The organism is Prauserella halophila (assembly GCF_024171895.1).
Taxonomy (GTDB): Bacteria; Actinomycetota; Actinomycetes; order Mycobacteriales; family Pseudonocardiaceae; genus Prauserella; species Prauserella halophila.
Genome location: NZ_JAMTCQ010000016.1, coordinates 115,644 through 128,757 on the forward strand (window position 1 = coordinate 115,644; position 13,114 = coordinate 128,757).

At 72.2% G+C, this 13,114-nt stretch carries 13 protein-coding genes; 11 read left to right on the top strand and 2 right to left on the bottom strand.

Annotation, left to right across the window (positions count from 1 at the left end):
* Nucleotides 1–216: 216 nt before the first annotated feature.
* The 4 genes from LY41_RS23310 to LY41_RS23325 all read left to right on the top strand — a co-directional run bounded on the left by LY41_RS23310 (nucleotide 217) and on the right by LY41_RS23325 (nucleotide 5,112).
* A complete protein-coding gene (locus LY41_RS23310; RefSeq protein ID WP_253866646.1) occupies nucleotides 217–1,818 on the top strand; it encodes an endolytic transglycosylase MltG in 1,602 nt (533 codons plus the stop codon).
* Complete coding sequence (locus tag LY41_RS23315; protein WP_253866648.1) at nucleotides 1,815–2,666, top strand: shikimate dehydrogenase; 852 nt, start codon at nucleotides 1,815–1,817, stop codon at nucleotides 2,664–2,666. The genes LY41_RS23310 and LY41_RS23315 overlap by 4 nt, the downstream gene beginning before the upstream one ends.
* 207 nt (nucleotides 2,667–2,873) lie before the next feature.
* Nucleotides 2,874–4,055 carry an endonuclease/exonuclease/phosphatase family protein gene (locus tag LY41_RS23320; protein ID WP_372493351.1) on the top strand — a complete coding sequence of 394 codons (1,182 nt, stop codon included), beginning with the start codon at nucleotides 2,874–2,876 and terminating at the stop codon, nucleotides 4,053–4,055.
* A gap of 109 nt (nucleotides 4,056–4,164) precedes the next feature.
* The gene (locus LY41_RS23325; protein ID WP_253866656.1) at nucleotides 4,165–5,112 is read left to right on the top strand and encodes a D-2-hydroxyacid dehydrogenase family protein; all 948 of its coding nucleotides are present in this window, start codon (nucleotides 4,165–4,167) and stop codon (nucleotides 5,110–5,112) included.
* A 31-nt stretch (nucleotides 5,113–5,143) separates the two neighbouring features.
* Here the strand turns inward: LY41_RS23325 and LY41_RS23330 are convergent, their stop codons facing one another.
* Together LY41_RS23330 and LY41_RS23335 are read right to left on the bottom strand one after the other, a co-directional pair.
* On the bottom strand, nucleotides 5,144–5,953 hold the full coding sequence (locus LY41_RS23330) for a serine hydrolase domain-containing protein (RefSeq protein ID WP_253866658.1): 810 nt from the start codon (nucleotides 5,951–5,953) through the stop codon (nucleotides 5,144–5,146).
* A gap of 137 nt (nucleotides 5,954–6,090) precedes the next feature.
* Nucleotides 6,091–7,440, bottom strand: coding sequence for a PTS transporter subunit EIIC (locus LY41_RS23335; protein ID WP_253866660.1), 1,350 nt, complete (start codon nucleotides 7,438–7,440; stop codon nucleotides 6,091–6,093).
* Between the two features lie 273 nt (nucleotides 7,441–7,713).
* Between LY41_RS23335 and LY41_RS23745 the strand changes: the two genes are divergently transcribed.
* The 7 genes from LY41_RS23745 to aroQ all read left to right on the top strand — a co-directional run bounded on the left by LY41_RS23745 (nucleotide 7,714) and on the right by aroQ (nucleotide 13,029).
* Nucleotides 7,714–8,100, top strand: a complete 387-nt coding sequence (locus LY41_RS23745) for a PTS sugar transporter subunit IIB (RefSeq protein WP_308292301.1) — start codon at nucleotides 7,714–7,716, stop codon at nucleotides 8,098–8,100.
* Nucleotides 8,097–8,561: a PTS sugar transporter subunit IIA gene (locus LY41_RS23345; protein ID WP_253866664.1), complete on the top strand. Its 465-nt coding sequence runs from the start codon at nucleotides 8,097–8,099 to the stop codon at nucleotides 8,559–8,561. The genes LY41_RS23745 and LY41_RS23345 overlap by 4 nt, the downstream gene beginning before the upstream one ends.
* Before the next feature lie 194 nt (nucleotides 8,562–8,755).
* Nucleotides 8,756–9,640: a prepilin peptidase gene (locus LY41_RS23350; protein ID WP_253866673.1), complete on the top strand. Its 885-nt coding sequence runs from the start codon at nucleotides 8,756–8,758 to the stop codon at nucleotides 9,638–9,640.
* Between the two features lie 38 nt (nucleotides 9,641–9,678).
* A complete protein-coding gene (gene aroC, locus LY41_RS23355) occupies nucleotides 9,679–10,884 on the top strand; it encodes a chorismate synthase (RefSeq protein WP_253866675.1) in 1,206 nt (401 codons plus the stop codon).
* A complete protein-coding gene (locus LY41_RS23360; RefSeq protein ID WP_253866677.1) occupies nucleotides 10,881–11,483 on the top strand; it encodes a shikimate kinase in 603 nt (200 codons plus the stop codon). The genes aroC and LY41_RS23360 overlap by 4 nt, the downstream gene beginning before the upstream one ends.
* The gene (aroB, locus tag LY41_RS23365) at nucleotides 11,480–12,601 is read left to right on the top strand and encodes a 3-dehydroquinate synthase (protein WP_253866679.1); all 1,122 of its coding nucleotides are present in this window, start codon (nucleotides 11,480–11,482) and stop codon (nucleotides 12,599–12,601) included. The genes LY41_RS23360 and aroB overlap by 4 nt, the downstream gene beginning before the upstream one ends.
* Nucleotides 12,598–13,029: a type II 3-dehydroquinate dehydratase gene (aroQ, locus tag LY41_RS23370; protein ID WP_253866687.1), complete on the top strand. Its 432-nt coding sequence runs from the start codon at nucleotides 12,598–12,600 to the stop codon at nucleotides 13,027–13,029. Before aroB ends, aroQ begins: the two co-directional genes overlap by 4 nt.
* Nucleotides 13,030–13,114 lie beyond the last annotated feature (85 nt).

A 13,114-nucleotide genomic window follows, 5' to 3' on the forward strand; every position in this document is an offset into this window, starting at 1 on the left:
GCGCAGGCCCCGTCACCGGCCCGCGGCGATCGTTCGAGGCCGTCGAGGCCGCCCGCTCCCCCGGAGGCCGCTGCGGGCGAGGACGGGCCGTCCCCCGCACGCCATGCTCGGCATCCCGGTGGCGGGGAGCCGCCGCGCGCACCACGGTCCCGGCATGCTCGTGAGCACGACTCCGGCGCGGCGCGGCGCGGCGCCCCTCCCGGCCCGAATCGCGGCGTGTACCCGGACGAGAGCCCGACACAGGTCTTCGAGTTCGGCCTCCTCGACGAGGGAATCGGCGAGCGTGACGACGGCGGCCGTTACGGCGACACCGGTTCCGATGACACCGGATACGACGCGGCCGGTTACGAGGACGCCTACGGCGGCTACGGCGGCTACGGCGACGGCGGCGGAGGCCGGTTCGACGGCCCCGGTGACGGCCGCGACGCGTACTACGACGACGCCGCCGGGTACGACGCCGCCGGGTACTACGACGAGTACGGCTACGACGCCGACGGTTACGACGACGGTTACGACGACTACGACCGCGACGGCTATGACCGCGACGGCTATGACGACTACGACCGCGACGGCTATGACGGCTATGACCGCGACGGCTTCGGCGACGACGGCTTCGACTACGACCGGGACGACGATGATCGCGCGGAACCGGCGCACATCTTCGGTGACGACGACGGCGACGAGCCGCCTCCGATCGAGCGGTGGCGCGGCGGTCGGGCGTTCCGGTGGGTCGCGGCGCTCGTCGTACTCGCACTCCTTGCGGGCGGTGCGTATTTCGGTGCGCGGGAACTGCTCGGCTTCGGCTACGACGATTACGAGGGCCGCGGCGACAGGGACGTCCTGCTGCACGTCGAACAGGGCGATTCCACGAGGGCGATCGCAGCCAAGCTCGACAAGCTCGACGCCGTGGCGTCCTCGGACGCATTCCTGAACGCGGCGGAGGACGATCAGCGGGTGCTGGCCGTCCAACCCGGCTACTACGTGGTCAAGACCAAGGCCTCGGGAGCGAACGCGGTCGAGACCCTCGTCGGCCCGGATGCCCGGGTCGGCCAGGCCGAGGTCCGCGCCGGAACCCGATTGGCGGACAGGGGCGGCGACAACCCCCGGCCGGGTGTGCTGAGCCTGCTGTCCGAGGCGTCGTGTGCCGACCTCAACGGCGAGAGCACGTGTGTGAGCGTCGAGGACCTGCGGGGCCAGCTCCGGTCGACGGACCTGACCGAGTTCGGCGTGCCCGAATGGGCGGCAACCCCGGCCCGGCAGAAGGCTCCCGAACACCGGCTCGAAGGTCTCGTCACGCCCGGAATCTACGACATCCGGCCCGGCTGGGACCCGCGCAGACTGCTGACCGAGGTCCTGACGACCTCGGCGGCGCAACTGGAGGCCGCAGGTCTGCCGGACGCCGCGGAGGGCACGGGCCACTCGCCGTACGAGGTCCTGATCATCGCGTCGATCGTGCAGGTCGAAGGCGTGCAGGCCGACTTCGGCAAGATCGCCCGCGTGATCGAGAACCGGCTGCGCGAGGACATGGCACTCGAGATGGACTCGTCGATCAACTACGCGCTGGCGAACCCGACCATCCGCACGAAACGCGAAGCGCGGAACGAGGACGGGCCGCACAACACCTACACCCGGAAGGGTCTGCCCGCCACGCCGCTCGGAGCGGCCAGCACGGAAGCGATCACCGCGGCCGAGTCCCCGAAGGAGGGGCCGTGGAAGTACTTCGTGCTGTGCGAGGAGAATGGCCTCTCGTGCTTCAGCGAGACGTATGCCCAGCACCAGCGGGAAGTCGAGGAAGCGCAGAACAAGGGGGTGTGGTGAGCGGGGCCGCACGCCGGGCGGCCGTGCTCGGCAGGCCCGTCGACCATTCACTCTCGCCCGTGCTGCACGGCGCCGCCTATCGCGCGCTGGATCTGCCCGGGTGGACGTACGAGCGCATCGACCTGGACGAAGCGGGGCTGCCTGCGTTCGTCGACGGTCTCGGCCCGGAGTGGGCGGGCCTGTCGGTGACGATGCCCGGCAAGCGGGCCGCGCTCACCCACGCCACCGAGGTCACGCCGCGGGCGCGTGCCGTGGGCGCGGCCAACACGCTCGTGCCCGGCGAGGACGGCTGGCGGGCCGACTGCACCGACGTCGACGGCGTCGCCGGCGCGCTGCGGTGCGCGGGTGGGTTCGCAGGCGGCGGCCGGGCCGTGGTGATCGGCGCCGGTGGCACGGCGGCGGCCGTTGTCGTGGCTGCGGCGGAGTTGAACGTGGCGTCGGTCGCGCTGGTCGTGCGGGAACCGGCCCGGGCCGCGGAGACGGCCGAGGCCGCGCGGCGGGTGGGGCTCGACGTGGAGGTGCTGCGGTGGTCGGACGCCGACCTCGTGGCGCTCGCCGCCGGGGCGGACCTGCTGGTCAGCACCGTGCCGTCGGAGGCGCTGACCGCCGACCTCGACGCCCTGGCCGGCGTGCCGTGCGTGCTCGACGTGATCTACGACCCGTGGCCGACGCCGTTGGCCGAGGCCGTCACGGCGCGGGGCGGCCGCATCGCGACCGGTCTGGACATGCTGTTGCACCAGGCATTCGGGCAGGTGGAGCAGTTCACCGGGCGCAGCGCACCCCGCGAAGCGATGCGCGACGCGTTGCGCGAGGCCACCGGTGGCGAGGTGCCACTGCCGCTCGACTGAGCCATTGCCGCTGGACTGAGCCGCGGCGCTCGCCTCCCACCGGCAGCGGGGTGCCGCCCACCGGAATGGTGGTGACGGTCCTCGGGTTGCCGGGTGGAAGGTCGTTTCCCGACGGACGCCCGGAGTTCACCCGTCACTCGTAAGGTGGGGCGCGACTTCCGGGAGGTAACCGTGCGTCGATCACGTTGGGTGTCAGGGTTCGTCGGTGTGGCCGCATCGGCAGGGCTGGTCGTGTCATCCGTGCCCGCGGCGGCCGATCCGGGTTCCGGCCGGGGTGGTCCGGAGGACGTGCGGTTCGCGACGTTCAACGCGTCGCTGAACCGTGCCGCCGAGGGCCGGCTGCTGCGCGACCTGTCCACCGGCGACGACGAGCAGGCGCGCAGGGTCGCCGAAGTCGTCCAGCGCAACCGGCCCGACGTGCTGCTGCTCAACGAGTTCGACCATGTCGAAGGCGGTGCCGCGGCCGACGCGTTCCGCGAGAACTACCTCGAGGTGGGCCAGCACGGTGCCGCGCCGATCGACTACCCGCACGCCTACACGGCGCCGGTCAACACCGGTGTGCCCACCGGTCTCGACCTCGACCGGGACGGCGAGACCGGCGGTCCCGGCGATGCGCACGGCTTCGGCGAGTTCCCGGGCCAGTACGGCATGCTGGTGCTGTCGAAGTATCCGATCGACACCGGCGCGGTGCGCACGTTCCAGGAGTTCCGCTGGAAAGACATGCCCGGCGCGGCGCTGCCCGACGATCCGGCCACCCCCGAGCCGGGCGACTGGTACTCCGACGAGGTCCTCGACGTGCTGCGGCTGTCGTCGAAGTCGCACTGGGACGTGCCGATCGACGTCGGCGGCCGCACCGTGCACTTCCTGACCGCCCACCCGACGCCGCCGAGCTTCGACGGTGAGGAGGACCGCAACGGCACCCGCAACCACGACGAGATCCGCTTCTGGGCGGACTACGTGGCGCCGGGCCGGGGCCGCTACATCTATGACGACGCGGGCGGACGCGGCGGCCTGAAGCCGGGGGAGCGGTTCGTCGTCGCGGGTGACTACAACGCCGACCCGCACGACGGGGACAGCCTCGACGCCGCCGCCACGCAGCTGCTGGATGCGCCGCTCGTGCGCGACACCCGCCCTGCCAGCGAGGGTGCCGTCGTCGCCTCCGAGCAGCAGGGCGGCGCCAACGACGCGCACGTCGGGCCTGCGCGACTCGACACCGCCGACTTCGGCGACGAGGCCCCCGGGAACCTGCGCGTCGACTACGTGCTGCCCTCCCGTGGCCTGCTGCCCCACGACGACGGCGTGTTCTGGCCGGAACCGGGTACCGGCCTGGCGAGGCTCAACGATGCGTCCGACCATCACCTGGTGAGCGTCGACCTGTTGGTGCCCTGATCCCCCGGGAAAGCGGCCGGGGCGCCGCGCCAGGCCGGTCCCGATCGGTGCGACCGGCCGGCGGGTGCGCGTGACCCGGTGCCCAGCACGACAGGGTTAGTGTGTGGCCATGAAGATCGCGATTCTCGACGACTATCAGGACATCGCGCGCGAGCTGGCCGACTGGGACTCGCTCGGCGCCGAGGTGGACGTACTCACCGAGCACATCGCCGATTCCGGCGCCCTGGTCGAGCGACTCGCCGGGTGCGAGGTCGTGGTCGCCATGCGTGAGCGCACCCAGCTGCCGGGAGACGTGCTGCGGCGGTTGCCGGAGCTGCGGCTGATCGTCAGCCTGGGTGGCTCGCGGAACCCGGCGATCGACCTGAAGGCCACCGCGGAACTCGGCATCGTCGTGTCGCACACCGGCTACCTGCCGCACCCGACCGCCGAGCACACGTGGGCGCTGATCCTCGCCGCGATGCGCGGAATCCCGGACGAGACGCGCTCCGTACGCGAGGGCGGCTGGCAGACGTCGGTGGGACGCAGCCTGCAGGGCGCCACCCTGGGCGTCGTCGGCCTCGGCAGGCTCGGCGGCCGCATCGCGCGGATCGGCCAGGCGTTCGGGATGCGCACCCTCGCCTGGAGCGCCAACCTCACGCAGGAGAAGGCCGACGAGCACGACGTCCTCGCCGTCCCGAAGGAGCAGTTGCTGGCCGAATCCGACGTCGTGACGATCCACCAGGTGCTCAGCTCCCGTACCCGCGGCCTGATCGGAGCGCCGGAGCTCGCGGCGATGAAGCCGGACGCGTGGTTGGTCAACACCTCGCGCGGCCCGATCATCGACGAGGCCGCGCTGCTCGACGCGCTGCACGAGCGGCGGATCGGCGGCGCCGCGCTCGACGTGTACGACACCGAGCCGCTGCCCGCCGATCATCCGCTGCGTACCGCTCCGAACACGGTGCTTACACCGCACATCGGCTACGTCGTGCGCGATCTGTACGAGGTGTTCTACCGGGACGCGGTCGCCGACATCGCCGCGTACCAGGTCGGTGAGCCGATCCGCGTGATGTCGCTGTAGCGCGGGGTTTCCGCGCTCGCCGGCGGCCGGGTCAGAGGTCGGCGAGCACCGCGTCGGTGAAGGGGGGCCAGGCTTCGACGGCCCACGGCCCGAAGTCCCGGTCGGTCAGCGCGAGGCACGCCACGCCCGCGTCCGGGTCGAGCCACAGGAACGTGCCGGATTGCCCGAAGTGGCCGAACGTGCGCGGTGAGCTGGTCGCGCCCGTCCAGTGCGGGCTCTTGCCGTCGCGGATCTCGAAGCCGAGGCCCCAGTCGTTCGGCTTCTGGTGGCCCAGGCCGGGCAGCACGCCGTTGAGGCCGGGGAACTGCACCTGCGTCGCCTCGTCGAGGGTGGAGCGGGCGATGAGTTTCGGCTCGAACAGCTCGGCGGCGAACCGGATGAGGTCGTCCACGGTCGATTCCGCACCTGCGCCGGGGGAGCCGGTGAGCGCGGTCGACGTCATCCCGAGCGGCGTGAGCACGCCCTCGGTCAGGTACTCGCCGAACGGGATCCCGGAGTGCTCGGCCAGGGCGTCGGCGAGCTGTTCGTAACCGGAGCTGGAGTAGAGCCTGCGCTGTCCCGGCGGTGCCTGCACCTTGTGCTGGTCGAACGCCAGGCCCGCGGTGTGGGCCAGCAGGTGGCGGATCGTGGCGCCCTCCGGTCCGGCCGGGGTGTCGAGCTCGACGGCTCCCTCCTCGACGGCCACCAGCGCGGCGTAGGCGGTGAGCAGCTTCGTCACCGACGCGAGCGGGAACACCCGCGCCGTGTCGCCGTGGGTGCCGCGCACGGCTCCGTCGGCACCGACGACCGCCGTCGCCGCATGGGGAACCGGCCACTGTTCGATCAACCGCAGGCTGTCCATGCGCACCACCCTAGGCAGCGGTGGCGGGCCAGGACGGGGAGGGTTCGGGTGCGCCTGCCGTCGTCCCGGTACGGAAGAACCCGGCGCCGGACCGGGCCGGCACCGGGTTCTCCGGTGTGCTGCGTGGGGCGGGAGCGTCAGGTGCTGGTGCCGCTCCCGGGGCCGCCGGAGCCTCCGGCACCGCCTGCGGACTCGGGGCCGGTCCGCGCCGCGCTGTCGGTGGCGGTCCCGGCGTCGGCAGTGGCCGGGTCCTTCTCCTCCTCGGCGCCGTCGGTGTCGTCGTCCTCGCGGCCCGGCGTGCGGAGGTTCCACTTGGTGATCACCCAGCGGAACACGACGTAGTAGATCGCCGCGTACACCAGGCCGAGCGGGATCAGCAACCACGCCTTGTTCGCCGCGGGAGCGGTCATGTTGAGCAGGAAGTCGATCCCGCCCGCGGAGAACGAGAAGCCCAGATGGATGTCGAGGGCGTTGACGAGCATCATCGACGTGCCGGTCAGCACTGCGTGGATCAGGTACAGCGGCCACGCCACGAACATGAACGCGAACTCGATCGGCTCGGTGATGCCGGTGAGGAAGGCGGTCAGGGCCGAGGAGAGCATCACGCCGCCGACCAGCTTCTTCTGGCTCGGTTTGGCCGACTGCCAGATCGCGAAGGCCGCCGCGGGCAGGGCGAACATGAAGATCGGGAAGAAGCCCGTCATGAACGCGCCGGCGGTCGGGTCACCGTCGAAGAAGTTGTTGATGTCGCCGCCCTCGAAAACGAACCACAGCGGCACGTTGAGCAGCTGGTGCAGGCCGACCGGGATCAACAGCCGGTTCAGCATGCCGTAGAGGCCGCCGCCGAGGACGGCGTCGCTGGTGGCGGCCTCACCGGCGGCCTGGATGCCGGCGTCGATGACCGGGAACGCCAGGCCGAACACCACGCCGAGCAGCAGCAGCGCGAACGAGTTGACGATCGGCACGAACCGGCGGCCGCCGAAGAACGCCAGGTACTGCGGCAGTTTCACCCGGTGGAACCGCTGCCACAGCACCGCCGTCACCAGGCCGACGACGATGCCGGAGAGCACGCTGTAGGGCCATTTGATCGGCTGGAGGAGCCATTCGGTGTGTTCGACCAGGCCGTCGTCCGTCTGCTCGTAGTAGCCCTCGATCTCCTCGATCGGGGCGAACACCTGGATCACCTTGCTGAACACCACGAAGCCGACGGCGGCGGCCACACCCGTCGAGCCGTCGCCCTTGCGCGCGAAACCGACGGCGATACCGACCGCGAACAGCAGCGGCAGCCAGTCGAACAGTCCGCCACCCGCGGCGACGAAGACGTCGGCGATGCCCGACGTGGCGTCCCAGCGGCCGAGCATGTCGGATTGGCCGAGCCGGTTCAGCAGGCCGGCCGCGGGCAGCGTGGCGATGGGCAGCATGAGGCTGCGCCCGAACCGCTGCAGACCGGCCAGGCCTCTGCGGTTGCCCTGCGCTCGATCGCTCATGAGCGTCCCTTCCGGTGGGTACGGGGTCGACGGGTGGCGTGTTGTCGGCCGGGTGGTGGCCGCGGCGCGCGGCCGACAAGGCGTGACCGGCAAGACTAGCGGGAATCGGGCGCTCACCGTGGACTGTTCGCGATCCCCGCGCCGCCCCCGGTCCCGGTGATAGATTCCGGTCTAGACCACTCGGTCGGAACGGAGAATGCTCTGTCGCTCGACCGGGTGTCAACCCGCTACTGTTCGTTCTGACGCGGTGCTCGTACCGGCCGTGCGACACGGGTGCTGCGGGGCGCGTCCCGCGGGACGTCGCGACGGACCGGAGGCGGTGCGCGCGGACACGCCCAGCACAACTCGGCAGCACGAAGAACGCAGAACGCAGCAGAACGCAGAACAACGAAGAACGCAGCAGCACGAATCAGGGAGGCCGCGATGGCGGACGACAGGCCGGGGCAGATCCTTGCGGCCCTGGGCGGCGCGGGCAACGTCGTCGAGATCGAAGGGTGCATCACGCGGTTGCGGTGCGAACTCGAGGACGGCTCGGTCGTCGACGAGGCGGCGCTGAAACAGGCGGGCGCGCACGGCGTGATGACGGCGGGTTCGGTCGTGCAGGTCGTGGTCGGTCCCGAGGCCGACGCGATCGCCGAGGACATTCAGGACCTGCTGTGACGGGCGCGGCGCGCGTGGTGCGCAGCCCGGTCGGGGGCACCGTGACGGCGCTGGCCGACGTGCCGGACCCGGTGTTCTCCCAGGCGATGGTCGGACCGGGGGTCGCGGTGGAGCCGCGCGACGGTCACGGCGAGGCGGTGGCGCCGATCGACGGCACGCTGACCACGGTCCACGCGCACGCGTTCGTGATCGCGGGTGACGACGGAGCGGCCGTACTGGTGCACCTCGGCATCGACACCGTCAAGCAGCAGGGCGAGGGATTCACCCTGCGCGTCGCCAAGGGTGAGCGCGTGCGGGCCGGGCAGTCGGTGGTCGGCTGGGACCCGGCGGCGGTGCGGGCGGCGGGCTATGCGCCGATCGTGCCCGTGATCGCCCTCGACGCGCAGCAGCAGGCCCTTCGGCCTGCCGGCGACGGCATCGCGCTCGATGCGGGTGACGAGCTGTTCGCGTGGAGCGACTGACCGGCACCGTCACCGGCGGCACCGTCCGTCGGGATGCGAACGGGCGGAAGGCGAACGGGTTGGGGCGTGAACGGTCCCCTCGTGCCGGTGGAGGTCGCCCGCTCGAGTGGCATTCGCCGTCGGCGTGACAGCGGTGGTGCCCCTCGTGTCAGGACGGTTCGGTATCGCGGTCGCCGCGGCGCACGCTGACGGGCGTGTGGTGGCAACCGATGATCGTGCTCGCCGTCGGCACCGCCGGTGCGGCGGTCGCGTGGGCGGCGTGCCGGGTGTCGGCCCGTGCTGCGCGTCCCGCCGTCGTGCCGGCAGGCCGGTGTGCCGTGGTGACCGCGTGCGGCTGGGCCTGGCTCGGCTGGCGCTGGTCGGTGGGCGGCCTGCCCGCCTGGTGGCTGCCCGTGCCGTTGGCGGTGTTCGCCGTGGCGGCACCGCTGGCGGCGGCCGACCTGCGACACCGCAGGCTGCCGGACGTGCTCACCGCCGCGGCCGCAGTGGTCGTCGGCGTGGCCGTCGTGGTGAGCGCCATCACCCTGGACGCCATCACCCTGGACGCCGTCGCGGCTGGCGAGGGGGAGCCGGGGGCAGGGCTGGTGGTGCGGAGTGCCGCCGGGGCGCTCGCCTTCGCCGGGGCGCATGCGCTGGTGCGGGCGGTGTCCCCACGATCGCTGGGCGCGGGTGACGTCAAGCTGGCCGTCGGGCTCGGCGGCGCGGCGGGCGCGGTCGGCTGGCCGGCACTCGTGGTCGGCGCGGCTGCGGCGTCGCTCGTCACGCTCGCGGGTGCCTGCGTGCTGCAGTGGTCGAGGCAGTGGTCGAGGCAGTGGTCGAGGCGGTGGTCAAGGCAGTGGAGGTGCCGCGGGGCGACCGGCCGTGGCTCGCCGCACGGACGCCGCCCGCCCCACGGACCCGGTCTGCCGCACGGCCCCGGCATGCTGTTCGGTGCCTGCCTGGTCGTGGCGTTTCCCGGCGCCGCGCTGGACGGTGAGGTGGAGGCGGCGGCCAGGGCGATCGCGGGCACCGGCATGAACACCGGCATGAGCGCCGGCACGGGCACTGGCATGGGCGCGGTCACGCATAGTCCCGGGTAGCTGCCGGCACGTCGCTGCGGCGTGACAGGATCGACGACGTGTTGCGCTGGATAACCGCAGGTGAGTCCCACGGCCCTGCCCTGTCCGCCATTCTCGAGGGCATGGTGGCCGGCGTCGAGGTGACGACGTCCGACGTCGGTGAACAACTCGCCCGGAGGAGACTCGGCTTCGGCCGCAGTCCGCGGATGGGGTTCGAGACCGACCAGATCGAATTCGTCGGCGGAGTCCGCCACGGCACGACCCAGGGCGGTCCGGTCGCCGTGCAGATCGACAACTCGGAGTGGCCGAAGTGGGAGAAGGTCATGGCGCCCGACCCCGTCGACCCGGCTTCGGTCGAGGGGCTCGCGCGGAACGAGGCGCTGACCCGGCCGCGTCCCGGCCACGCCGATCTGCCCGGGATGCAGAAGTACGGCTTCCCCGAGGCCCGGCCGGTGCTCGAACGCGCCAGTGCGCGTGAGACCGCTTCGCGTACGGCACTGGGCACCGTCGCACGGGCGTACCTTCGGCAGCTGCTCGGCGCCGAGGTGATCAGCCATGTCGTGTCCATCGGCGGTGCGGAGGCACCCGCCGGGCCGTTGCCGCAGCCCGGCGACCTCGCCGCGATCGACGAGAGCCCGGTGCGGGCGTTCGGCGAGGACGCGACCGAGACGATGATCGCCGAGGTCGACGCGGTGCGGAAGGCGGGTGACACCGTCGGTGGTGTCATCGAGGTGATCGTCTACGGCCTGCCGCCGGGTCTCGGCTCACACGTGCACTGGGACCGCAGGCTCGACGCCAAGCTCTCGGGCGCGCTCATGGGCGTGCAGGCGATGAAGGGCGTCGAGATCGGCGACGGCTTCACCACCGCCCATCGGTGGGGCAGCCAGGCGCACGACGAGATCGATCCCGGCGACGGGCCGACGGGCGTGACCCGGCGATCCAACCGCGCGGGCGGCCTCGAGGGCGGCATCACCAACGGCGAGCCGCTGCGGGTCCGCGTGGCCATGAAACCGATTTCCACCGTGCCCAAGGCCCTGTCCACGATCGACGTGGAGACGGGGGAACCCGCCGTCGCCATCCACCAGCGCTCCGACGTGTGCGCCGTGCCGCGGGCCGGGGTGGTGCTGGAATCGGTCGTCGCGCTCGTGGTGGCCGACGCCGCGCTGGAGAAGTTCGGCGGCGACTCGCTCGCCGAGTCCCGGCGCAACGCCGACGGGTATCTCGCAGGGCTCGACGAGTGGTGGCAGCGAGGCGGCGCCGAATGACCCCGAGCCGCACGGGCCCGGTGCAGGGGCCGGTCGTCATCGTGGGCCCACCGGGCTCGGGTAAGAGCACGGTCGGGCGGTTGCTCGCCGAGCGGCTCGGCGTCGACTTCCGGGATGCCGACGCCGATATCGAAACCGCGGCGGGACGCGCGATCAGCGACATCTTCGCCGAGGACGGCGAGCCGGTGTTCCGTGAGATCGAGGAACGCACCATCGCGCGGACGCTCGCCGAGCACGACGGCGTGTACGCGCTCGGCGGCGGCGCGGTGCTGGCGGCCGGGACGCGGCGGCGGCTCGCCGGCTGCACCGTGGTGTTCCTCGCCGTCGGCATGGCCGAGGGTGTGCGGCGCACGGGGCTGTCGACCGCCCGCCCGCTGCTGACCGGCGTCAATCCGCGTGCCACGTACAAGGCGCTGCTGGACGAGCGGCTGCCCGTCTACCGGGAGGTCGCCACCTGCGAGGTCGGCACCGACGACCGCGCCCCCGAGGACATCGTCGCCGAGGTGCTCGAGCGCATCGGCGACCCGACGAACGGCGACCCGACGAACGGCGACCCGACGAACGGCGACCCGACGAACACTGTGAGGAGCAGGGGATGACCAGCGAACCGGTCCGCATCGAGGTCCGCACCGCGCGGCCGTACGAGGTCATGGTGGGCCGCGGGCTGCTCGGGGAGCTCACGCAGACCGTCGGCGACGCCTCGACGGTCGCACTGATCCACCCGCCGTCGTTGACCACGACCGCCGAGGCGGTCCGTGCCGAGCTCGCCGAGGCGGGCCTGGACGCCCACCGCGTCGAGATCCCCGACGCCGAGGACGGCAAGGCGCTCAAGGTCGCCGACTTCCTGTGGGACGTGTTCGGGCAGATGGGCCTCGACCGGGGCGGCGTCGTCGTCGGACTGGGTGGTGGCGCCGTCACCGATGTGGCGGGGTTCGTCGCCGGGACGTGGATGCGTGGCGTGAAGCTGGTGAACGTGCCGACGACGCTGCTCGGCATGGTCGATGCCGCCATCGGCGGCAAGACCGGCATCAACACCGAGGCGGGCAAGAACCTCGTCGGGACGTTCCACGAGCCGGCCGCCGTGCTCGCCGACCTCGCGACCCTCGACACGCTCCCGCCGAACGAGCTCGTCGCGGGTATGGCCGAGATCGTCAAGGCCGGCTTCATCGCCGACCCGACGATCCTCGACCTGATCGAGGCCGACCCGGCCGCGGCGGTCGACACCCAGGGCGAGGTGCTCGGCGAACTGGTGCGCCGGGCCATTCAGGTCAAGGCGGACGTCGTCGCGGCGGATCTGCGTGAATCGGGTCTGCGCGAGATCCTCAACTACGGCCACACGCTGGGTCACGCCGTCGAGCGCCGCGAGCGCTATCGCTGGCGGCACGGCGCGGCGGTCAGTGTCGGCCTCGTGTTCGCCGCCGAACTGGGCCGTCTGGCCGGCAGGCTCGACGACGCGACCGCCGATCGGCACGCCACGGTCCTGCGGTCGCTGGGACTGCCGACCCGGTACGACGCCGACGCGCTGTCGCAGCTGCTGGAGAACATGCGCTCGGACAAGAAGACTCGGTCGGGCACGCTCCGGTTCGTCGTGCTCGACGGGCTGGCCAAGCCGGGCAGGCTCGACGGTCCGGATCCGGCCCTGCTGGCCGGGGCGTACTCGGTCGTGGCGTCCGACGAGGCGTCCGGCACCGCGGACGGCGGAGGGCTGATGCTGTGACGGTGTTCGTGCTCAACGGCCCGAACCTCGGCAGGCTCGGCACCCGGGAACCCGGTGTGTACGGCTCGGCGACCTATGCCGGGCTCGCCGCGCTGTGCACCGAGACCGGCGCGGCACAGGGACTCGACGTCGACGTCCGGCAGACCGACCACGAGGGCGAGATGGTCGGCTGGCTGCACGAGGCCGCGGATCTGGGCGCGCCCGTGGTGCTGAACGCGGGCGCCTGGACGCATTACTCGATCGCCGTTCGCGACGCCGCAGCGCAGCTGTCGGCACCGCTGCTGGAGGTGCACATCTCGAACGTGCACCGGCGGGAGGCGTTCCGGCACCACAGCGTCCTGTCCGACATCGCGACGGGCGTGCTCGCCGGTTTCGGGGTCGACGGATATCGGCTCGCGATCGAGTGGCTGGCGCGCCACGGCGGTTGATACCGACCGATCCTCGTCGGACGACCGCCACGTCGCCGCCCTACCGGGTGATGACGGTCGTACACTGAGCGTCCACCCGCGCGCT